The 20,567-nt window shown below is 72.5% G+C and carries 19 protein-coding genes; 6 read left to right on the top strand and 13 right to left on the bottom strand.

The features are described from left to right. The first annotated feature begins 80 nt into the window (after positions 1-80). Complete coding sequence (locus tag AC1C2W_RS01780; RefSeq protein WP_495412210.1) at positions 81-1,994, top strand: ABC transporter ATP-binding protein; 1,914 nt, start codon at positions 81-83, stop codon at positions 1,992-1,994. Here the strand turns inward: AC1C2W_RS01780 and AC1C2W_RS01775 are convergent. From AC1C2W_RS01775 to AC1C2W_RS01760, 4 genes are all read right to left on the bottom strand, one after another. Continuing rightward, positions 1,901-2,911: a phosphoenolpyruvate carboxykinase (ATP) gene (locus AC1C2W_RS01775; RefSeq protein ID WP_495412209.1), complete on the bottom strand. Its 1,011-nt coding sequence runs from the start codon at positions 2,909-2,911 to the stop codon at positions 1,901-1,903. The genes AC1C2W_RS01780 and AC1C2W_RS01775 overlap by 94 nt on opposite strands. Further along, positions 2,908-3,360, bottom strand: coding sequence for a lasso peptide biosynthesis protein (locus tag AC1C2W_RS01770; protein ID WP_495412208.1), 453 nt, complete (start codon positions 3,358-3,360; stop codon positions 2,908-2,910). Before AC1C2W_RS01770 ends, AC1C2W_RS01775 begins: the two co-directional genes overlap by 4 nt. Then, a complete protein-coding gene (locus AC1C2W_RS01765; RefSeq protein WP_495412207.1) occupies positions 3,357-4,511 on the bottom strand; it encodes an asparagine synthase-related protein in 1,155 nt (384 codons plus the stop codon). Before AC1C2W_RS01765 ends, AC1C2W_RS01770 begins: the two co-directional genes overlap by 4 nt. Positions 4,512-4,590: 79 nt before the next feature. Next, complete coding sequence (locus AC1C2W_RS01760; RefSeq protein WP_495412206.1) at positions 4,591-4,704, bottom strand: lasso RiPP family leader peptide-containing protein; 114 nt, start codon at positions 4,702-4,704, stop codon at positions 4,591-4,593. Positions 4,705-4,914: 210 nt separating this feature from the next. Here AC1C2W_RS01760 and AC1C2W_RS01755 point away from each other — a divergent pair, with 210 nt between their 5' ends. Then, positions 4,915-5,172, top strand: a complete 258-nt coding sequence (locus tag AC1C2W_RS01755; protein WP_495412205.1) for a PqqD family protein — start codon at positions 4,915-4,917, stop codon at positions 5,170-5,172. Here AC1C2W_RS01755 and AC1C2W_RS01750 read toward each other — a convergent pair. Then, positions 5,132-6,307: a glycosyltransferase family 4 protein gene (locus AC1C2W_RS01750; protein WP_495412204.1), complete on the bottom strand. Its 1,176-nt coding sequence runs from the start codon at positions 6,305-6,307 to the stop codon at positions 5,132-5,134. The two genes, AC1C2W_RS01755 and AC1C2W_RS01750, sit on opposite strands and share 41 nt — an antisense overlap. 158 nt (positions 6,308-6,465) lie before the next feature. On the opposite strand from AC1C2W_RS01750, the gene AC1C2W_RS01745 reads away from it, so the two are divergent. Beyond that, positions 6,466-7,521 (top strand): glycosyltransferase family 4 protein, encoded by a 1,056-nt coding sequence (locus AC1C2W_RS01745; RefSeq protein WP_495412203.1) that lies wholly within the window; start codon positions 6,466-6,468, stop codon positions 7,519-7,521. A gap of 67 nt (positions 7,522-7,588) precedes the next feature. Here AC1C2W_RS01745 and AC1C2W_RS01740 read toward each other — a convergent pair whose 3' ends face one another. Continuing rightward, positions 7,589-10,870 carry a hypothetical protein gene (locus tag AC1C2W_RS01740; RefSeq protein ID WP_495412202.1) on the bottom strand — a complete coding sequence of 1,094 codons (3,282 nt, stop codon included), beginning with the start codon at positions 10,868-10,870 and terminating at the stop codon, positions 7,589-7,591. A gap of 104 nt (positions 10,871-10,974) precedes the next feature. Continuing rightward, entirely contained in the window at positions 10,975-11,538 is a 564-nt protein-coding gene (locus tag AC1C2W_RS01735; RefSeq protein ID WP_495412201.1) for an acyltransferase, read from the bottom strand. A gap of 187 nt (positions 11,539-11,725) precedes the next feature. Here AC1C2W_RS01735 and AC1C2W_RS01730 point away from each other — a divergent pair, with 187 nt between their 5' ends. Further along, the gene (locus tag AC1C2W_RS01730; protein ID WP_495412200.1) at positions 11,726-12,733 is read left to right on the top strand and encodes a glycosyltransferase family 2 protein; all 1,008 of its coding nucleotides are present in this window, start codon (positions 11,726-11,728) and stop codon (positions 12,731-12,733) included. A 24-nt stretch (positions 12,734-12,757) separates the two neighbouring features. On the opposite strand, the gene AC1C2W_RS01725 is transcribed toward AC1C2W_RS01730, so the two are convergent. After that, the gene (locus AC1C2W_RS01725; protein ID WP_495412199.1) at positions 12,758-14,371 is read right to left on the bottom strand and encodes an oligosaccharide flippase family protein; all 1,614 of its coding nucleotides are present in this window, start codon (positions 14,369-14,371) and stop codon (positions 12,758-12,760) included. A gap of 337 nt (positions 14,372-14,708) precedes the next feature. Here AC1C2W_RS01725 and AC1C2W_RS01720 point away from each other — a divergent pair, with 337 nt between their 5' ends. Beyond that, a complete protein-coding gene (locus AC1C2W_RS01720; protein WP_495412198.1) occupies positions 14,709-15,863 on the top strand; it encodes a glycosyltransferase family 4 protein in 1,155 nt (384 codons plus the stop codon). A gap of 9 nt (positions 15,864-15,872) precedes the next feature. Here AC1C2W_RS01720 and AC1C2W_RS01715 read toward each other — a convergent pair whose 3' ends face one another. The 5 genes from AC1C2W_RS01715 to AC1C2W_RS01695 are packed head-to-tail and all read right to left on the bottom strand — an operon-like array spanning position 15,873 to position 19,897. Continuing rightward, positions 15,873-16,730: a glycosyltransferase family 2 protein gene (locus AC1C2W_RS01715; RefSeq protein WP_495412197.1), complete on the bottom strand. Its 858-nt coding sequence runs from the start codon at positions 16,728-16,730 to the stop codon at positions 15,873-15,875. Further along, the gene (locus AC1C2W_RS01710; protein WP_495412196.1) at positions 16,727-17,428 is read right to left on the bottom strand and encodes a glycosyltransferase family 2 protein; all 702 of its coding nucleotides are present in this window, start codon (positions 17,426-17,428) and stop codon (positions 16,727-16,729) included. The genes AC1C2W_RS01715 and AC1C2W_RS01710 overlap by 4 nt, the downstream gene beginning before the upstream one ends. Beyond that, the gene (locus AC1C2W_RS01705) at positions 17,425-18,072 is read right to left on the bottom strand and encodes a PIG-L deacetylase family protein (RefSeq protein ID WP_495412195.1); all 648 of its coding nucleotides are present in this window, start codon (positions 18,070-18,072) and stop codon (positions 17,425-17,427) included. The genes AC1C2W_RS01710 and AC1C2W_RS01705 overlap by 4 nt, the downstream gene beginning before the upstream one ends. Then, a complete protein-coding gene (locus tag AC1C2W_RS01700; protein ID WP_495412194.1) occupies positions 18,069-18,923 on the bottom strand; it encodes a sugar phosphate nucleotidyltransferase in 855 nt (284 codons plus the stop codon). Before AC1C2W_RS01700 ends, AC1C2W_RS01705 begins: the two co-directional genes overlap by 4 nt. Beyond that, a complete protein-coding gene (locus AC1C2W_RS01695) occupies positions 18,920-19,897 on the bottom strand; it encodes an LLM class flavin-dependent oxidoreductase (RefSeq protein ID WP_495412193.1) in 978 nt (325 codons plus the stop codon). Before AC1C2W_RS01695 ends, AC1C2W_RS01700 begins: the two co-directional genes overlap by 4 nt. A 112-nt stretch (positions 19,898-20,009) precedes the next feature. Here AC1C2W_RS01695 and AC1C2W_RS01690 point away from each other — a divergent pair, with 112 nt between their 5' ends. Then, complete coding sequence (locus AC1C2W_RS01690; protein WP_495412192.1) at positions 20,010-20,558, top strand: dTDP-4-dehydrorhamnose 3,5-epimerase family protein; 549 nt, start codon at positions 20,010-20,012, stop codon at positions 20,556-20,558. Positions 20,559-20,567: the final 9 nt, after the last annotated feature.

Here is a 20,567-nt window from a genome sequence, read left to right as displayed (position 1 = left end):
TGGCGGGTCCGCGCGGCTAGCGTGGTGTCGCCCCGTCGGCGCCGTCGCGGGGCCGCCGGACGGACGGAGCGATCACCGTGGTGGACACCGTGGAAGGCCCGGCCGGGTCCCGGAGCGATGAGGCCAGGTCGCGACGTCTCCTGCGTCATCTCGGCAGCTCGCTGTCCGTCTCCTGGCGCGCGAGCCGGCCGCTGTTCGTCACCATGCTCGGCCTGCAGGTGGTCGTCGCCGTCGCGCTGGCCGGGCAGGTGCTGGTGGTCGCCGCGCTGCTCGACGTCCTGCTCGGACTCTCCGAAGGGACCGGGACCCTGCGGTCCGTAGCCGGGCCCGTGCTCGCCTTGGCCGGGCTGACCGCCGTCACGACCGTGGCCGGGGGGCTCCAAGGCTCGGTGCGCCGGGTGCTCGGCGAGCATGTCGCGCGGCTGATGGCCGAGGAGGTCCAGGCTGTCTCGACGAGCATCCCACTCGAGCAGTTCGAGTCCGCCCTGTTCTACGACCGGCTCCAGCGCGTGCGGGTCAACGCCCTCTCCCGGCCGTTCCAGGTAACCCAGGGGGTGTTCGACCTGATCGGGTCCTCGATCGCCACGCTGGGCGTGGGCGCGGCCCTGTTCGCACTGCACCCCGCGCTGCTGCCGCTCCTCGCCGTCGGCGGCTTGCCGCTGCTGGTCGCGGGGCGGCGCGAGGGCAAGCTGGAGTTCGCGTTCAAGGTGGCGCAGACGACGAACGAGCGCGAGCGGATCTACACGAACTACGTGCAGAGCACCCGCGACGAGGCCAAGGAGGTGCGGGCGTTCCAGTCGGCCCCGTGGCTCCAGGCCCGCTACCGCGAGCTCTACGGGTCGTACCTGGCCGACCTGGCCCGGCACGTCCGCCGTCGCGCCCTCACCAACGGCGCGGGCAACCTCGCCGCCGCGATCGTGCTCGCCGCGGTGCTGCTGGTGCTGGCCTGGCTCATCACCCGCGGCGCGGTCTCGTTCTCGGAGGCCGGGGCCGCCGTCGTCGCCGTGCGGATGCTGCAGGGCCAGATCCAGGGAATCTTCGGGGGCGTCCAGCAGATCTTCGAGTCCGGCCTCTTCCTCGACGACGTGCAGGAGTTCCTCGAGGAGGGCCGTGCGGCCGCCGCGGCGTCCGACGGGAGCGTCGCGCCGCCGGCCGTGTTCCCCGGGGTGTTCGCGCGCGACGTGTCGTTCACCTACCCCGGCTCGGAGCGGCCTGCGCTCCGCGCCGTGGACCTCGCCCTGCGCCCCGGCGAGGTCGTCGCCCTGGTCGGCACCAACGGCTCGGGCAAGACGACACTGGCGAAGCTCCTGGCAGGGCTGTACGAGCCGACGTCCGGCGAGGTCCTCTGGGGCGACCTCCCGCTCGCCGACCTGCGCCGCTCGGAGGTGCGCTCGCAGATCGCCGTGATCTTCCAGGACTTCGTGCACTACGCCTACACGGCGACGTGGAACGTGGCACTAGGCCGCTCCGACGTGCCGGTGGACGCCGAGCGGGTGCGCCGCTCCGCCCGGGTCGCCGGCGTCGACGCGGCGCTGGCCGGGCTCCCGGACGGTTACGAGTCGCGCCTGTCGCGGATGTTCCCGGGCGGCACCGAGCTGTCCGGCGGCCAGTGGCAGCGCGTGGCGATCGCCCGCGCGTTCTACCGGGACGCCGCCCTGGTGATCCTGGACGAGCCCACGGCCGCGATGGACCCGCTGGCGGAGCACGACCTGTTCGCGTCGCTGCGCGCCACGCTCGACGGGCGGACCGCGCTCTTCGTCTCGCACCGCTTCTCGACGGTCCGGTCGGCGGACCGCATCGTCGTGCTCGACGACGGGGCGATCGTCGAGCAGGGCGCCCACGACGACCTGATGGCGCTCGACGGTGCCTACGCCGAGATGTTCACCGTCCAGGCCAGGGCCTACCTGACCGGGGCGTCCGCCCCGACCAGGTCGGGGGCCGACCACGACGCCACCGACCCCGCGATCGACCCCGCGATCGACCGGTTGAGCTGAGCCCCGAGCGTCGGGTCGAAGGGCGGGCCCCACGGCACGTCGGCGACCAGCACCGGGACGCTGCGGGCGACGTCGGCCAGGTGCCGCAGGTGCGTGCTCTGCACCCGCTCGTCCAGCCACCCGTGCAGGCGCGGGTAGTGCAGCAGCTCGAAGAGCGCGGCCGTCCCCGTCCGGCGTCGGACCACGAGGTCGCCGCCGTCGCGGTCGGGCCGCGGCACCACGATCGCCCGCAGCGGCCGGCGGTCCCGCGCGCCCGCCCCGAGCTGCAGCACGTGGCGGGCGTCGGCACTGACGCGGCGACCGGGCGCCCGGTCGCCGAACCGGTCGACGAGCGTGTCGGCCCCCTTGCGCAGCCGCACCTCGGTGGCGCCCAGCCGGGCCGCGAAGCCGTCGTCGGTGCGGTCCAGGCGCAGGACGTCGTCGGTGACGAGCGCCGCGCCCTCGGCACACAGCAGGGTCGCCATCGTGGACTTGCCCATCCCGGAGTAGCCGACGAATGCGACCACGCCGTCGTCGTCCTCGACCGCACTGGCATGCAGCACGATCTCGCCCCGCAGGTAGAGCTGGAACGCCAGAAGCCCGCCCGTGGCAAGTACCCGACTCAGGCCGGGGTCCACGCCGTCGGCCTCGCACAGCACCGCGCGGGTGAGGTCGGGCGAGACCTCGAAGTCGCACGCGCCGTGGAACCGCAGCAGGTAGCCGTCCGGGCCGAGGTCCCACGCGGTGTACCAGGGGTCGCCGGCAAGCGCGTGGTGCAGAATCTGCCGGCCCCCCGGAGCCGTCCTCTGGTCGGTGCCCCGCCCGACGACGAGCTCGACGTCCGCGGGCCGGGTGGCGTCGCACGCCCGGTCCTGATGGAGGTCGAACGGCGCCTCGACGACGAGGCCGTACAGCAGCTGACGGTCCACAGCGGTCACGCTCCTTGCTGGTGGAGATGCCGGTCGACCACGAGCGGGCGAAAGCCCGTCCCGCGGTCCAGGTCGAGGTCGTGGCGGCCGATCCGCAGCCACGCGTGGGCACGGACGACGCCCCCGGACTTCGCGACCCCCAGCACCAGCACGGGGCGGCGGGAGCACAGCACGCGACCCGCGAGCACCGCCGAGCGGAGGCACGTGCCGTTGACCCGCGGGAGGCCGAGGACCCGACGCAGCACCCGGAGGTCCCGCACCTCGCGGGCGTCCAGGTCCGCGAGGTCGAAGTCGCCGAGGGAGGTGCCCGGCGTCGAGAGCAGCCCGAGCCCGTAGTGCTCGGCGACCCGGGACAGGTCCCACCGCCGGAGCCGGGATTCGAGCACCAGCAGGGCCCCCAGGAGCCGGGCGGCGAGCGGAACCGCCCCCAGGCGACGCAGCGCCCCGGCCGCGGTCATCGCACGGCCTCCGCGCCCACCGACGCCAGCCACGCCTGCTGGAGCAGCAACCCGGTGGGGCCCGGCGGGTAGCCCGAGAGCCAGGCGGTGCGGAGCGCGTCGACGTCGACCAGCCCCGGGTCGACGCCCACGCCGTCCCACCGGGAGGCGAAGCCGCGCGTCGCCGCGCCGAGGTAGGCCCGGTTGAAGGATGCCTTGCTCGACCGCGCGCAGACGGCGGCAGGCAGGAGGGTGCCGAACACGGCGCGCATACCGGCGGTGCGGTCCGGGAAGCCCCAGGGGTGCCGCGACCCGAGCGACCGCAGGAACCCGTCGTCCAGCAGCGGGTGCGCGAGCGCGACGTCGTGCCCGGCGGCCACCTGCGCGTAGGTGTCGAGGAAGACGCGGCTGGCGCGCCGGCGGCGCAGCCAGCGCAGGCTCTGGCGGAACGCCAGCGGTTCGGAGGCGGTGTCCGCCGCGATCTCGTCCGTGAGCCGGTCCCGGGCGGGGTCCGTCAGCCATGGCAGCGCGCCGGTGCCCTGGACGACCTCGGCACGCGCCCTCCGTCGGCGCACGGCGCGCGGCTGGAGCGACGCCAGCGCGGCCCGCCGCGGGGAGCCGGGACGCGCCCGGTCACGTGCCGTCCGGAGCAGGGCGCGGGACCTGCGGTCCCCGAAGACCTCGTCCCCGCCCTCGCCGGTGAGCACGGCGTGGCCCTCGAGCTCGCGGAGCATCGCGTCCTTCACGTGCATCGTCGCGGGGAAGAGCAAGCCGCGGTGCAGGAGGCTCCCCCGCGCGCCCTCGCCGAGGAGGTCGTTCTCGTCGGCGACGTCGATGCGCCACCACGTGGACAGGCCGAGGTGCTCGACGACGGCCTCCTGCCACCCGGACTCGTCGGCCTCGGTCACCCCCGGGTAGCGGAACGTGACAGGCACCGGGTCGGCGACGCCGTCCTCGCGGGCGACGGCGGTCGCAACGGCGAGCACGGCGGACGAGTCCCGCCCGCCGGAGAACGTCACCGCGACGGGCCGCCCGTCGCTCGCTCGCCGGACCGCAGCCTTGATCTCGTCGAGGGGATCGTGGACGGCCCCCACGGCCGTCCCGGCCCCGACGATCCCGGGCAGCCAGCAGGCCGCGACCTCGAAGGCCGTCGGGTGGTAGAAGGACGTCATCGTCGGACCCCTGCTGGAAGGGCGACGCGGCACCGGTCCCCCGACATCGGAGGGCCGGCACCGCGCCTGCGGGACAGGGTCAGGACGCCTTGCCCTTGTGGAACAGGTCGCCGTCGTAGTCGAAGGCCAGCTGCTGCTCCAGCGTGACGTCCTTGACCGAACCCACCTCGGTGATGCGCGGTGCCTCGTACATGGGAGGCTCCTCTCTTTTCGTGCCTGCAGGACGCGCCCAACGTCGCCCCGCCAGCGTGGCCGGTCAAGCGCTCCGCGGCGATGTCACCCGGTACGGCGCACGCTTTCACCCGGCGCCGGGTGAAACCTCGTTCGTCCCCCGGCCACGGCCCCCGGATCGTCCTATCCTCGGTGCGACCCGGGGGGACCACCCACGACGAGAGGCACGACCATGCGGCTTCGCGAGGACGGCGTCACCTGGCAGGAGATCGACGGCGAGCTGGTCATCCTCGACCTCGCGTCGTCGACCTACCTCACGACGAACGGCAGCGGCGCCTTCGTCGCCAAGCTGCTGCAGGACGAGCGCTCGGCCGACGAGCTGGCGGACGCCCTGGTCGCCGAGTACGGCGTCGAGCGCGACGTCGCCGAGCGCGACACCGAGGCGTTCCTCACCGAGCTCCGCCGGCGCGAGCTCCTGCTCGGGGCCTGACCCGCCCCGCCGTTCCCACGACGTCGTAGAGGCGGCGGTAGCCCGCGACCACGCGGCCCCACGTGAAGCCCTCGACCGCGCGCCGCCCGGCGTCGCCGATCCGCCGCGAGCCGGGGGCGACGGCCGCGACCAGGGCGGCGGCAAGGACGTCGACGTCTTCCGGGTCCACCAGGAGCCCGGTGACGCCGTCCTCCACGAACTCCGGCGGGCCGCCGCGGGTGGTCGCGACCACCGGCACGCCGGCACGCCACCCCTCGAGCACCACGATCCCGAACGCCTCCGCCCGGCTGGGCACCAGCAGCGCCTCCGCCCCGCGGACGGCCGCCCCGACCTGTTCGCGGGTGAGGCGCCCGGGGAAGACCACCCGGCGCTCGATCCCCAGCTCGGCCGCGAGCGCCCGGAGGGCCGGCAGCTCCGGCCCGTCGCCCGCGACGACGAGCGCCGGGCCTGGGACGAGGGCGGCCCGGGCGTACGCCTCGAGGAGCAGGTCGAAGCCCTTGGTGCGCACGACGCGACCGAGGGCCAGCAGGTACCGGTCGGGCAGGCCGGGCGGCGGCGCACCGACCGGCTCCTCCAGGTCGACGCCGTTCGGCACCACCGCTCCGGCACCCGGGGCCAGCCCGAACCGGGCCAGGTCGTCGAGGACGTAGCGCGAGCACCCGGTCACCGCCGAGGCGCGACGGAGCGACGCCGTGAGAGAGCGACGCAGCAGCGCCGACGTGCCGAAGACGTCGTCCGCGTCACCGAAGGTCTCGCCGTGCGAGGAGACGACGAGGGGCCGCCGCGCCGCGGCGGCCACCAGCGTGGCCCATGGCCCGTTCGGCCCGTAGCACTGGACGTGCACGACGTCGGGCCGGTCCTGGCGGACGGCCCGCCACCAGGCCCACGCTGCGGCTGGGGCGGAGGTGGCGAAGCGCAGCAGGGCACCCGCCGAGCGGGCCGGCATCGGGGTCGGCAGGTAGCGGACGGGGATGCCGTCGACGGCGGCCGGGGTGGCCTTGTCGCCACGGTCCACAGCCCAGACGACGACCTCGTCGCCGGCGTCGCGCAGCCCGCGCGCGACGTGGCGCACGTGCTCCTCGACCCCACCGACGTGTGGCAGGTAGCTACTCGTCACCAGCGCGACCCGGACCATGCGACCCCCTCCTGTGCGCGTGACGGCTCGCAGATCATAGGTTCTGCGCGGCCCTGTCCGCGGGGTGAAGTCGGGCCGATTCACCCGCCCGAGGTCCCGCCGCGGGTGGTGCGCCGGGTCAGAATGACGAGGACCGCACGAACGACGGACGGAGCACCATGGCACGGCTGACGATCGCGACCGTCGCCGTCGGCGCGCCCATGGGCCAGCAGGTCTACGAGCGCGAGGTTTCCGCGCGCGCCGCGGCCACCCTCGGCGCGGACGTCGAGGTGACGCGGTCCGTCACCCGCACGCTGCGCTCGCCGCTGCCCGGCACCGCGCGGCTCCCCCACCGGCTGCTCCGCGACGCGCCCACCGGGCTGCGCCGCGCCGTCGGCGCCGCCATGTACCGCGGCGCGGACGTGGTGCACCGCATGGGGATGTCGCTGCCCCCGGCGCGGGTGCCGGAGATCGTCACGGTGCACGACACGGTGGCCTGGCGCTACCCCGACGAGTCGAGCCCCGAGACCTTCGCGGCGGCCGAGCTGCGCCGTGTGCGGGCCGTCGTCTCGGTGTCCCGGTTCGCGGCGGACGACGTCGCGGAGTACCTCGGCCTGGACCGCGTGCACGTCATCCACAACGGCGTGGACGAGCGCTTCTTCGCCGCCATGCCCACGCCGCCGGAGCGGCTGCGCGAGCTCGGGGTGACCGGTCCCTACGTACTGCACGCGGGTGGTTCGTCGACCCGCAAGAACCTCGAGGGCCTGGCCGACGCGTGGCCCAAGGTGCGCGCCCGCTTCCCGGACGTCTCCCTGGTGCTCAGCGGGCCGCCGTCCGAGCGCCGCGACCGGCTGTTCGGGCCGCTCGACGGCGCCGTCCGTGTCGGCCGCGTGCCCGACGACGTCGTGCCCGGCCTGCTCGCGGGCGCCGAGGCGCTGGTGGTGCCGTCCCTCTACGAGGGCTTCGGCCTGCCGGCGCTGGAGGGCATGGCCGTGGGCAGGCCCGTGGTCGCCGCGGACCGGTCGTCGCTGCCCGAGGTGTGCGGGGACGCGGCCGTGCTGGTGGAGCCGGACGGGGCCGCGATCGCGGCTGGTCTCGAGCATGTGCTGGCCGGTGGCGGCGACGTGGACCGGATGGTCGCGCGCGGGCGGGAGCGGGCCGCGCGGTTCACCTGGGACGCCTCCGCCGCCGCCCACGCCCGGCTGTGGCGCGACGTGCTCGACGGCCGGCTCTGACCCTTCCGCCGGTCGAGCCTGTCGAGTCCCAGCGTGGTCTCGACAGGCTCGACCGACGAACGACCGATCAGCCGGCTGGGCTCCACGCCCGCACGGCGCTGACGGCGACCAGCCAGTCGCTCTCTGTGGCCAGGTCCATGAACGACGGCGGAGGGCCGCCCAGCACTCCGGAGTGGTTGACGTCGAGCACCCGCGTGCCGCGGATCTCGGTCCACCCCGCGGTGACGCGGACGGCGGTGATCTCCACCGGGTCGAAGGAGAAGAGCGCGACCCGGTCCCAGAGCTGGTCCTCCGGCGCGGCCACCTCGCGCCAGGTCCCGTCGGGAGTGCGCACCTCGACCGTGTAGTCCCGCAGGCCCCCCGTACAGCACCGGATGCCCGCGGTCGCGACGGCGATCCGGTCGACGGTCACCGGCCCGTCGGTCTCGATCTCGACCGACGGGGCCGGATCGACCGAGCCGTCCGCGAGCCGACCGGAGCGCCACGGGTCGCGCACGTCGAACGTGCCCGAGGTGATCGTCGCGGGCGCGCCACCGTCCGGGTGGGTGGACGACGCGGTCACCGGGAGCCCCTTCAGAACGTCGTCGCCGAACGCCTCGGTCGCGCGCACCCGGAGCTCCTCGCCCGCCGGGACCCGCAGCAGCACCGGGCTGCCCGACACCGGCACCTCGGTACCCCCCGCCGCGAGAGTCAGGTCGGCCTCCGCGCCGTAGACGTCGCGCCGCACCACGGGCACCTCGCGCTCGCCCTCGGGGGCCACCACGACCGACGTCGTCAGGTCCTCAGACCACAGCGCGAGCACCGATGAGCCGTCGCCGGCACGGCCGCTCATCGCGTGCACGCCCGGGCTCCCGGTGTCCACCGTCGCGACGTCGTCGAGAGCCTCGACGACGGGCGCCGTCGCCGCCATCGCCGCGCCGGCAGGCTTGACGTAAGCGTCGAGCTGCATCAGCGACCAGGAGTTGCCTGTCTCGCCGAACCCACCCTCGCTGAAGAAGTAGGTCCACTCCTCGACGTCCTCGGCGGCGTACCACCACAGCTTGCGCGCCACGTCCCAGCCGGACGCCCAGAAGTTCACGACGCCGTCCGACCACCATCCGGTCTCGGTGTCCCACACCGGCAGGTCGTCGCAGGCGGCGAGGATCTGGCGCAGCCGGTCCATCTCCGCCCCGTCGGCGGAGAACCCCTCCTCCTCCCACGACCGGTTGAGCCCGGTGTACGGGTGGACGCCGACGACGTCCATCGACGCGCAGCCGTCCGCCGCGACGAGGCCCTCCCACCAGTCGAGCGCGACGCCGAGGGTGTTGCCGCCCACGATCACGGCGTCCGCGTCGGCGGCGCGCACGCCGCTGGCGAACGGCGCCCCCACCTCGGCCTCGTACCGGGCGGCGTCCTCGTAGCCGGTGCCGTTCGGCTCGTTCCAGGGCGACCAGTAGCGGATCCCCGGCGCCTCGTCGTGCAGGCCGGCGACGATCTGCCGCACCCACCCCTCCCAGGTGCCCGCCTCGGCGGCCGCGTGCTCGCCCTCGCCGCCCTGGCCCACCTGCACGACGAGCCGCACGCCGGTGCGCTCGGCCTCCCGCGCCGCGGCGGCGAGGTCCGCGAATGGGTCGGGCGTCTCGCCGTCGCCCGCGCCGAGGGTGGCGCCGGGCAGGGCGTCCCACGCGATCCCGTCCGGCGCCGGCTCCGCGGTCGGGTCGGGCACCAGCGCCGTGAGGTCGAGCTGCACGCGGTGCGACCCGACGCCGAGCTGGTCGGCGAGCTGCACCCCGCGCAGCGGCGCGGCCCCGCCCCAGTCAGCGCCGTCGGCCAGCGACGCCGGGTCGAGCGCGCTGCCGTCCGGCGTGATGGTGTACCGCAGGCACGACCCGGAGACGGCGACGCCGTCGGGGTCCACCAGGGCCGCGTCGACCTCGTAGACGCCGGGGCGCGACGGCGGCAGGTCAAGCTCGAGTTCTCCGCCACCCGCCGGCAGGTCGGCCAGTTGCACGTCGCCGACCACCGGGTCGGGCACGCGTGGGTCGCCCCGCACCTGGTAGCGCAGGCGGTAGCGGTCGGCCTGAGCGCCCCAGGTCTCATCGAACGCCGCGGCCACGTGCGGCGCCTCGTCCGCGGCGAACACCCCGTAGGGCCGGTCGACGAGGAGGCCGGCCCCGAGGCCCATCGTCGCCACCAGCGGCTCGTTGGCCGCGTTGAGCTTGATCGGCGCGCGCAGCTCCGCAGCCATCCGGTCCGTCGTGACCGAGGTGAGAGACGTCGCCCCGTCCGGGCCGGCGGTGACCAGGTAGTAGAGGTCGCCGTCCTGGAGCACCGGCGTGCGGTCCGCCAGGGTGAACGGCTGCTCGAGGTCGACGCTGACGTCCGGCCACGTGCCCAGCCGGACGCCGTCGGTGCCGTACCACCGCAGCCCGGTGCCCGGCTCCGCGAGCAGCAGCCCGCCGCCCGGGGCCGACGCGACACCCGTCGCATCCGTCCACGGCAGCGACGACTCCCCGGTCTCCGGCTCCGCAGCGGCCCAGGAGCCGAGGCGTGCCCGGACCTCCCCCGCCGGGTCGACCACCGTGAGGTTCCGGTCGACCCGGTCGCCGTCGGCCTCCGGCCGCTCCGCCCTGAGCACGGCGGCGCCGTCGTCGAGCTGGCCGAGCCTCGCCCCGTCGATCGTCAGCGGGTCGAGCGTGGTGCCGTCGGCGCCCACCCGGTGCATCATCGACCCGGCGTCCACCACCCCCACGACCTCACCGTGCTCGGCGTCGTCCCACACGAAGGTCCCGTACAGGTCGACGACGGAGCCCGTGGACTGCGGCCCCTCGGGGAGCGCGACGCGCCACGACTCGTCGCCGTCCGGCGACACCTTGATCAGGTCCCGGCGGCCCATCAGGGTGTCCAGAAGGTAGATCGACCCGTCCGCGCCCACCTCGAAGGAGTCCGTACCGAAGGTCTCGCTCGTCCCGTCCCAGGCGAGCTCGACGACCGTCTCGCCCTGCAGCTCCCCGTCGTCGAGCGCGTACCGCGCGACGGTGTGCGTGGCGTCTTCGCGGGAGAGCACGTACGCCGACCCCTCGGACACCCGGGCCGCAAGCACGTCCCCCGTCTTCGGTCGAACGTCCTCGACCACGGTCCGGACGCCGCCCGCGGAGGTATGGTCCACCCCGTCGTCGACCACCTGTGCGAGGTCGGGGATGCCGCACACGGGGCCTGTCCCCGGCACGAGGACCTGCTCGGGGCCCACGGCCGACATGGCGGCCCCCTCGTCCTCTCCCTGGAGCAGCGCAGGCCCGACCACCAGCGCCCCGACCACGGCGCACACCGCGACCGCCGAGACCGTCACCACCACGACTCGTCGCGTCACAGGATCTCCCGGGGTCGAGGATTCTTCCAGCCAGGCTAGGCAGCGAACGGGACGGTCCGGCAGGAACGGGCAGGCATTTCACCCCGTTCGTCACCCACGACCGGTCAGACGAACCTCTTGGCGTAGCCGAGCCGGTAGCGCAGGTCGTGCGACCGTTCCCGGACGAACCTCGCCGGGTTCCCCGCCACCATGGCGAAGGGCGGCACGTCCTTCGACACGACGGCACCCGCCGCGACCACGGCCCCCTCACCGATCGTGATCCCCGGCAGCACGATCGCGTGGCTGGCGACCCACGCGTGGTCGCCCACAGTCACGGGCGCGCCCACCTCGGCGAACTCCGGGGAGTCCACGTCGTGCTGGCGGGTGTAGATCGTCACGTGGCTGCCGAGGTTCACGCAGTCCCCGATCACGAGGCCGCAGCGCCCATCGAGGAATACGGAGTCGCCGATCGTGCAGTGCTCGCCGATCACGATCGACTCCGGCGCGTAGAACTCTGCCCGCCAGTGGATGCTGGAGCTGGGCGGCAGGGTCAGCCCGGCCCGCCGGTAGAAGAATCCGCGGACGCGGTGGGACGGGACGTGCCCGACGTCGGCGAGCAGGCGGAGGCGAAGATCCGCCCACATCTCCCTGCGCCAACGCACCGCGTCGACCGCGACCTGGGGGGCCACGCCCTTGACCGAATCCCGCAACGCGAACACCTCGGCGCCTCCTTCTGCCGGACATCGCGACGATACGCGCGAAGGCCCACGCCCCCGACCAGCAGCCGACGGATTCACCCGGTATCCGCTGTCCTTCACCCGTTCGGGGGCGGGCTCCGGTCTGTACCGGCACGCGCACCGCCGCGATACTGGCAGCGTGACGACCGATGCCGGTGACGGCGCCCGTCCCGCTCCTCGCCGTGCGGCGCGCAGCCTCGTCGTCGTCCTCAACTACAAGGGCCGGGACGACACGATGGGGTGCGTCGCGTCGATCGTCGGCGAGTCCTCCGGCCACCAGGTGCTCGTGGTCGACAACGGGTCCGGCGACCATGTTCTCGATACCGTCGCCGCCCGCTGGCCGACCGTCGACACCCTGCAGAACGAGAGCAACCTCGGCTTCGCCGGCGGCATGAACCGCGGCCTCGACTGGGCGCGCGAGCACGGCTTCGACGTCGTGACGATCCTCAACAACGACACGGTCGTCGCACCGGGCGCGCTCGATCTCCTCGTCGAGCGCGCCCTGGCGGACGACGTCGCCGTGAGCCCCGTGATCAGATACCGCGGGAGCTCCCGGACCTGGTTCGCCGGAGGCGGGACCGACTCGCGCGACGCGCTGCCCCGCCACCTCAGCGACGACGAGGTCGCCGCGTTGCGCGGCGGCACATCCCCGGCCCCATACCGGACCGAGCTGCTCGCGGGCTGCTGCGTCACGGCGCGCTCGACGACGTGGGACACGGTGGGGGGCTTCGACGAGCGGTTCTTCCTCAACTTCGAGGACTCGGAGTGGAGCCTCCGGGCCGCACGAGCCGGCGTTCCCCTCGAGGTCCTGCCGGCCGCGGCCGTCGTGCACGCCGTCTCCGCGTCGTTCACGGGGGCGTATTCCTACCTCGGCACCTACTACTACGCGCGGAACAGCCTGCTCTACGCGCGCCTGGCCCGGTCGGGGCTCCGGCGCACGCTCCTGATGCTCCGGTACCGCGTGCTCCCGTCCCCGTGGCGATCCGTCCGGCACGACGGCGTGCGGGAGGGCGCGCGACGGGGTGTCATGGTCGTCGCGGGTCTCGGGTCCGACGTGCTTCGCCGGTACGGGCGGGCACCGCGCTGGATCGAGCGCGTCGCGTCGCGGTGGTCGTCCCTGCAGTCTGCGGGTCTCGGCCGGCCCTGACCAGGACGTCGCCGGGGCCCGGCGTCAACGCCGCACGGTCGTCATGATCCGGAACGAAACGGCGAAGATCCGCTGGACACGTCGGGGCAGCGCCCGTCCGACGGCCTCCGCGTCCTCGGAGGTCAGCCCGGTACGCGTCAGACGCATCGCCCCGACCAGGAGGACGAGACCGGCGAGACCGGCGAGGACAGCCGATGGCACCGGCCCCCACGCGAGCCAGGACGTGCCCCACCAGGTCGCCGCGCAGACGGCGACCGCGAGAAGGTACGGCGCGATGTCCCGGAGGACCTGCGCGGCGCCGATACCCACCGCCCGTACCTCGGTGACCAGCAGGAGCCCCAAAAGAACCGCCGCCGAGCTGACGTTGGCCAGGACCGCCCCCCAGACGCCGAGGTGCGGGATGAGGACCACCATCAGTCCGAGGCTGACCGCCAGCGACACGAGATTCATCCAGAGCATCCAGGCTCCCTTGAGCCTCGCCATCACGAAGGCCCTGATCGGGCCGGCGACCACCAGGAGCCCTCCGGAGACACCGAGCGCGAGCAGCACCTCGGGGACGTCGGAGAACTCCTCCCCGTAGATCAGCGGAACCAGGAACGCGAAGGCGGGCATCGCCGCGGCGACGATCGGCGCCATCACCGTCGAGGACGCACGAAGGGTCCTGCTCAGGGCACGCCCGACGGCGTCGACGTCTACCTCGCGCAGCCCGGAGATCGCCGGCACCAGCGGGCCGAGGAAGGCCTGGGCAGGCGCGAAGAGGTGGATCGACAACCCGAAGGCGAGGGCGAAAACGCCGGCCGCCTCGGTGGCCGACATCCAGGTGAGCACCAGGACCTCGCTCCGCGAGGAGACGAACGCCTCGACCATGCCGGCGGCGCCCGCGGGGAGCGCGAACTTCCAGAAGCCCGGCGGGAACCGCCGGAACCGCGGCCTGAGCAGGGCTCGGCGGTACATGCCTGCGACGAAGACGAGGAACACCAGCGCCCCGAGGCCGCCCGCGATCAGGCGCACGGCCCAGATCGAGTCGGCCGTGCCCACGGTCGTCGCGGCGATCACGACGAGCACCTGGGTGGCGAGGTTGACGATCATGACCGATTGCGCGCCCTGGGCCGACTTGTTCTCGATCCCGAGCGCGTCACCGGCGCCTCCGAGAGCGCACGGAAGGGCGAGTCCGAAGACGACGGCGATCGCCATGAGGACGGGATCGACGTCGACCAGCAGGATCACGGCCGTCGTGACCACCGGGAAGCCCACGAGCACCCGGTATCCCTGGGCAGCCGTCAGGATCCGCTTGACCTCCTCGAAGCGCCCGGCCGCGTGGGCCTTGGAGCCGAACTGGACCACCCCGGTGCCGACGCCGAGGTCGAACACGGTCGCGACCAGGCCCAGCACCGTCGTGAGGTAGGCGAGGCGTCCGAAGTCGACGACTCCCAGGGTCCGCGCGATCAGGACGTTGACGGCGAACGCCAGGGGGAGAGACACGGCGACGTGGATCAGCGTCCAAAGCACGCCCTTGATCGCCCTGTCCTGCAGCTCGCCGCGCGTCATGACGTCGGTCGCGGACCCCGCCACCGCCCCCGCCGTCGGGACGATCGGGCCAACCGCCCCTTCCTCGGGGGTCGCCGGGTCTGGTTTCATAGTCGACATCGTCGCCAATGTCCGCGCCCGTTCCGAGACCTGAGGCCATTCTTCAGCCGGTCCGGGACCGTCTTTCACCCATCGAGGTGGCGTGCTCTCGCAGGAGGACGATGCCGCTCGACGCGCCGGGCGTGACTTCACCCCGGGACGAGGGCCCTGGAGCCCAAGTTCACCCCTCCGGGCCCGCCCGCGGCACCTACTGTCGACAGACATGAGGCTGCGAACCGCCGGCATCACCCGTCAGGAGCTCGACGAAGTGTTCATCGTGCTCGCCGGCGGTGCCCTCGACTCTCGACGCCACGAGCGCGAGTTCGCGGACCTCGTCTGAGGCGGCGCCATGATCCCGGACCCTGCGGGCACCTCTCTCCCTCTCGGCGAGGTGCACCTGATCACCCCCGGCGACCACTACTCGCCCCGCACCGGGTCGGCGGTACCGACGGTCGTGCACGGCCTCGCGTCGGCGGCTTCCCGCCGGCCGACCGTGCTCCTCGCCGCCGGCACGTATCCGGAGCGGTACCCGAGCGCCGACACCGTCGAGTACGCCCAGCGACCCTCCCGGCGCCTGGACCGGTTCGTCGACGCGGCTGCGGCGCGCGTCGGCCTCCCCCGCGCCGGGGCACGCGCCTCCTATCGCGCCGCTCTCGCTCCCCAGGGCGCCCTCGGGCCGGCCGTCGTGCTGGCGCACAACGCCGTGCAGGCCGTCCCGGAGGTCGACCATCGCCGACACGTGCCGGTGCTCTACGCACACAACGAGCTGCTGCGTAGTTACAGCCCCGGCGAGGTGCGGCGCGTGCTCGGACCCAGCGCCGGAACCATCGCGGTGAGCGAGCATCTGGCGTCGCGACTCGCCGAGCGGCTCCCCCGCGGATCTCGGGTGGAGGTCGTGCGTAACGGTGTGGACACCGAGACATTCACACCACCGGAGAGATGGGCGCGCGGCGACGCGATGAAGGTCCTCTTCGTCGGGCGCACGATCCCCGACAAGGGCGTCCACGTGCTGCTGAAGTCACTCCGGCGGCTCGGTCGCCGCGACATCGTGCTCGACGTGGTCGGGCGTCACGGCTTCTCCGCACGCGACCTCTTCACCCCGTACGAGCAAGAGCTCCGAGCTATCGCCGAGAGCGCTCCCGGGGAGGTCCGGTTCCGTTCCTTCCTCGATCGCGCCGAGGTCGTCCGTGCGCTGCGGGAGTGCGACGTCGTCGTCGTCCCGTCGACCTGGGCGGAACCGAGCGGCCTCACCGTGCTGGAAGGCATGGCCTCCGGCGCGGCGCTCGTGGCCTCCCGCATCGGCGGCATCCCCGAGCAGGCGGGCGACGCCGCGTTCCTCGTCCCTCCTGGCGATCCCGCCGCGCTCGCGGAGGTGCTCGCGCACCTCGCCGACGACGAGGAGGCCCTGCGGACGGCCCGCAAGGCCTCCCGGGAGCATGCGCTCCGGCGCACCTGGCGGCACACGCGGACCAACCTCGACTCCGGGCTACGACGGCTCGTGTGACCGCCCACCTCACGGGGCGATGGCCGTCACGACGTCGCGTGCCATGCCCCGCCAGCGCGGTATCGCCCAGTGCCTGAGGACGTTCGCCCCCAGCTGTGCCCGATGCCGTGCGCTCAGCGGTGCGTTCGCAGCCGCTCGCAGGAGCTCGACGTTGGTCATGGTCTGCGGAAAGGCGAACCGCACGCGCGCGTCGGGATTGATCCACTTCACCTGGCCGCCGCGGAGTGCGGAGAACTGATCAGGACGACGACGCTGGGCGAACCAGCCCTCCTCGGCACGGACGAACGTCCCGAGGGGCGCCAGCTCGGCCAGGAGCACCATGTCGTCCCCCACGACGGGACGCAGGCCTCGCGTGCGCCTCAGCGCGTCTGTACGAATCAGCCCGTAGAAGAGGTGGGACGCCTGGGCGCGGAGGATCGAGGCGAGCCGGTCTGCCGGGTCGTCCTCGGACCCGATCGCGTCGTCGTTGAACTCCTCGATCAACGCACCCTGCTCGTCGACGGAGTGCGTGTGGCAGTAGGCGACGACGGCGTCGGAGGTTTCGATCGTTCGCAGGCAGGCGCTGACGAAATCGGGGGACTTGATGTCGTCCGCCGCCAGCCACGTGAAGAGCTGACCACGGCCGCGGCGCGCGACCTCCATGAAGTTCCAGAGACCACCTCGGTTCACGAGCGCACGAAGGTGGACGATCCGTTCGTCCCGCGCGGCGAACTTTCGACAGATCTCGTCCGTGCGGTCAGTGGACGCGTTGTCGGAGACAACGATCTCGAGGTCACCGTAGGTCTGCGACACCGCGGACTCGAGTGCCTGTTCCAGGTAGTCCGCACCGTTGAAGACAGGAATTCCGATCGTGACCAGGGGCCTCATGACAGTCCTCCCGGACCGGCCGCACGAGGTAGCCCGTCTCGTCGTGCCGGAGACGAGCTCCAGCGGAATCGTCGGCCCCAGTCCGGCGGCCACGTGGCCCCGAAGATCTCGAACACGTCGGTGACCATCGCTCCGGGCGGCCGCGGAAGCGTCCAGTATCGCCGCAGCGTCGCCGCGCATCGCATCTTCTCGGCACGCGGGAGGGGCACCGAGCGGAGAGTCGCTGCCAACGCGATGTTGATCGACTGGTTCGCCAGTCCGAAGGAGATCTCGCGTCGCGTCGCCCCGGGCCTGTCCCACGGGATGATCTCTGCCCCTGCGTCTTTGCTCCGAACGTCGTGCAGACGCTGCATCATCAGCCGTTCCAGAACGAGGCCGATCTTCCCGACCATGCACAGCTGGACGCCGAATGCCCAGTCGGCACCAGGGCCGCCGCGGACGCGTCCGAGCTCACGCAATGTGTCGGTCGCTACGACGCCGTACATCACGTGCCCCACCACCCCGGTCAGGAGCCGGCTTACGCGTTCGTGCGCCGTTGCTGGGTCCAGGCCGAGCTCACGACTGGCATCCGTCGAGCCGTTGTCCGAGACAAGGATCTCCAGCCCGTCCGCATCCTGGGCGCAGACCGATCGGAGGGCCTCTTCCAGGAAGCGGGCACCGTTGAAGACGGGGACTCCGATCGTGGCCTTGGGTCTCACTGCCGACCTCCCAGCTCCAGCAGGACACGGTTGGACCGGAACGCCTCCGCGAAGCGGCACCTGGACTCGACGCCACGCAGGCGCAAGATCGCGGTGAAGGTCTCTCGATCCCACCAGTCGCGGGCGACCTGGGAGCCGAAGGCCGCGTCAAGCAGCGCGACCTTGCGGTCGACGTCGACGTCGCTCAGCGGGACGTACACATTCGTTCGCCCGAGGTCCCCGTCCCACTTGGGGATCTCGTACTCGAGGACGAGCGAGTCCCGCCACACGGTCGGCACGAGCTCGGCGAGCAGCCGGTGGTCCTGGTGCGCGTCGTCACGACGCGGGCAGAAGATCACGTCCGGGTGCGGTGCCCTACCCGCGACGGACTCGAGGAAGTCCTTGATCTCGTTCCAGCACGCGGGCAGGCGGCCGTCCGGGAGCCCGCCGAACTCGACCGTGGCACCCGGCAGGAAGCTCTCGGCTGCCTGCTTGGCCTCCACCTGACGCGCGGAGCTACCGGTCATCACGACGAACTGCGCGCGGACGTCTCGGGCGGCACCCAGCGCGAGGAGCGTCCCACCGCACCCGATCTCGATGTCGTCGGGATGGGCACCGAGGCAGAGCACCTCGAGCCGGCCGACCGGGAGCCCGAGTCCGATCATCGAGAAATCCGTGCGGGCGGGCTCGCCACCTCGGGAAGATCGACGACCGGCACTCGGCGGCCTGCGACCTGCTCCCGATGCTCCCAGAGCGCCCACGGGCTCCGACCGGTCCGGTGCAGCTCCTCGAGGTGAGACCGCTCCTTCAGGGTGTCCATCGGAGCCCAGAATCCGTCGTAACGCTGCGCCCGGAACCGGCCGTCCTTCGCGGCCCGAACGCACCCGTCCATCACGAGGTCCTCGCCCTCGTCGAGGTAGTCGAAGATGCCCTGGCGCAGCACGAAGTAGCCGCCGTTGATGCGCATCTCCATCTCGGCGACGGGCTCGATCCCCTGCAGGTTGCCGTCCGGATCGATCTTCACGACGTGGAAGGAGTCCTGGGGGTCGACGGCGAGCAGGGTCCCGACGGCCTCCGTCTGGGAGAAGTCGTCGATGATCGCGTTCAACGGTGCGTCCGTCAGCACGTCACCGTAGTTGGCGAGGAACATCTCGTCCCCGTCGAGGTGCTTGCGTACCCGGCGGAGGCGCTCCCCGATCGGCGTGTCCATTCCCGTGTCCACGAACGTGATCCGCCAGTCGCTGATGTCTGTCGAGAGAAGCTCGACCCTCTGGCAACCTTCCGACAGGACGAAGTCGTTCGAATGGGTCTCGCGATAGTCGAGAAAGTAATCCTTCACCGCGTTCGCACCGTATCCCAGGCACAGGACGAACTCCTTGTGACCGAAGTATGCGTAGTACTTCATGATGTGCCAGAGAACGGGGCGAGAACCGATCGGCATCATCGGTTTGGGCAGCTGGCTGTCGGCGGAGCGCATGCGCATCCCCAGCCCGCCACAGAACAGGACGACCTTCATTCCGGACCCCTTCCCGTGGGGACGAGCTCGTCGGTGTCGATCACGTTGCCGGCAAGCGCAGCGACCATTGGTGCCGCCAGCTCGACGTCGTTACCGAGCTTCCAATAGCTGATCCCCAGCTGGGCGGACCACTCGAGGATCTGGTCGATACACGCCTCGCGGGTCCCGCGGATCGACACCGGCGATGGCGCCAGATCGCCGTTGTCGACCGCCGCGGCGATGGCCTCGTGCTGAGACCGGTCGCCGTCCACCACGAGGTCGTACACCGAGAACTGGATCTCCGGCGGGGGCCGACCGGCGGCCTCGGCCGCGTCTCGCACGATCCTGATCCGGGACCTGATCGCCTCGAGCTCGAACCCCGCCACCGCGTTCTGCACACCCTGCCCGCCAAGCGGAGCGTGGATTCCGACGATGTCGGCGAAGCGACCCGCAACGCTCAGCAGCCGGGGTCCGGCCGCGCCGACCATGACCGGGATGCCCGGATGTTGCGTCGCGATCGGCAACGCGGCGAAGCCCGCCGTCGCGAAGGTCCGCCGGCCCATGGTCAGCTCGCCACCGCGCCGATACTCGTGCATCAGCTCGAGGCACCCGGTCAGCCTCTCCACACGATCTCCCGCGGGCGGCATCTGTGTGCCGACCACCGAGAAGTCCTCGGGCATCCAGCCCGCTCCGAGCCCGAGCTCGACCCTTCCGCCGCTGAGGACGTCCAGGGTCGCTGCCGCCCGGGCGAGCCGTGCCGGATGGTGGAGCTCCTGATTGAGTACCAGCGTCAGCAGCCGGAGACTCTTGGTCGCGCCCGCGGCGAAGGAGAGCGCCGTCCACGCGTCCATCACCCAGCCGCGGGTCAGGTGCTCCGACACCGCGACCGACGAGAACCCGTACGACTCGATCGCTCGCAGCTCGCTGCGCCACCTGAGGGAGTCTGCATGGAGGCTCGGCATCGGTGCGATGAAGCGCAAAGGTCTGGCTTCCATGAATCACTCCTTTCAGGTTCGACAGCCAGTCTCACGTGCCGTTGTCCGGGGGAATAGGGCGGGCCGCGCTTTTCATCCCCTATACCACCCCCTCGGTCGGTAACCTCTCCCCATGGACGTGCATCCGGCATCGCTCGAGGGGCCGCTGGTCTTCGAGCCCACGCCACACCATGACGACCGTGGCTTCTTCACCCGGACGTTCGACGCAGACGTCGCGCGTTCGGCCGGTATCGACCCGAACGCCTTCGTCCAGGACAGCCAGTCCCGCTCCCGGCAGGGCGTCGTCCGAGGAATGCACGGCAGGATCGGTGGCGGCGAGGCCAAGCTCGTCCGGGTCGCGCACGGTGCAGTGATCGACGTCCTGGTGGACGCACGACCCGGCTCACCGACGTTCGGCGAGGTGGAGACATTCCTGCTCGACGACGAGTCGTTCCACGTGCTCTACGTCCCCCGGGGCTTCCTGCACGGCCACCAGACGCTCACCGCGACGGCGGACGTGTGCTACCGCATCGATGCCGCCCACGACGCTGTCGAAGACGTCTCCGTGTACCACCTCGACCCCGACCTCGGCATCGAGTGGCCCGAGCCGATCACGGTCGTGAGCGGCCGGGACCAGGCGGCAGGTTCCTGGACCGAGCTCAGCGCCCAGCTCCGGTCCTGACGTGCCGGG

The sequence above is a fragment of the Isoptericola sp. Y581 genome (assembly GCF_059445475.1).
Note: the sequence above shows the minus strand (reverse complement) of the source record. Positions and strands in the feature narration are given on the sequence as shown.

Bases quoted from the DNA above. Each gene is read 5' to 3' on its own strand.
- AC1C2W_RS01690 (WP_495412192.1), top strand. From the start codon at position 20,010: ATGGACGTGCATCCGGCATCGCTCGAGGGGCCGCTGGTCTTCGAGCCC.
- AC1C2W_RS01760 (WP_495412206.1), bottom strand. From the start codon at position 4,704: ATGTACGAGGCACCGCGCATCACCGAGGTGGGTTCGGTCAAGGACGTC.
- AC1C2W_RS01715 (WP_495412197.1), bottom strand. From the start codon at position 16,730: ATGAGGCCCCTGGTCACGATCGGAATTCCTGTCTTCAACGGTGCGGAC.
- AC1C2W_RS01720 (WP_495412198.1), top strand. From the start codon at position 14,709: ATGATCCCGGACCCTGCGGGCACCTCTCTCCCTCTCGGCGAGGTGCAC.
- AC1C2W_RS01765 (WP_495412207.1), bottom strand. From the start codon at position 4,511: ATGACGTCCTTCTACCACCCGACGGCCTTCGAGGTCGCGGCCTGCTGG.
- AC1C2W_RS01700 (WP_495412194.1), bottom strand. From the start codon at position 18,923: ATGAAGGTCGTCCTGTTCTGTGGCGGGCTGGGGATGCGCATGCGCTCC.
- AC1C2W_RS01745 (WP_495412203.1), top strand. From the start codon at position 6,466: ATGGCACGGCTGACGATCGCGACCGTCGCCGTCGGCGCGCCCATGGGC.
- AC1C2W_RS01770 (WP_495412208.1), bottom strand. From the start codon at position 3,360: ATGACCGCGGCCGGGGCGCTGCGTCGCCTGGGGGCGGTTCCGCTCGCC.
- AC1C2W_RS01750 (WP_495412204.1), bottom strand. From the start codon at position 6,307: ATGGTCCGGGTCGCGCTGGTGACGAGTAGCTACCTGCCACACGTCGGT.
- AC1C2W_RS01755 (WP_495412205.1), top strand. From the start codon at position 4,915: ATGCGGCTTCGCGAGGACGGCGTCACCTGGCAGGAGATCGACGGCGAG.
- AC1C2W_RS01725 (WP_495412199.1), bottom strand. From the start codon at position 14,371: ATGAAACCAGACCCGGCGACCCCCGAGGAAGGGGCGGTTGGCCCGATC.
- AC1C2W_RS01705 (WP_495412195.1), bottom strand. From the start codon at position 18,072: ATGATCGGACTCGGGCTCCCGGTCGGCCGGCTCGAGGTGCTCTGCCTC.
- AC1C2W_RS01695 (WP_495412193.1), bottom strand. From the start codon at position 19,897: ATGGAAGCCAGACCTTTGCGCTTCATCGCACCGATGCCGAGCCTCCAT.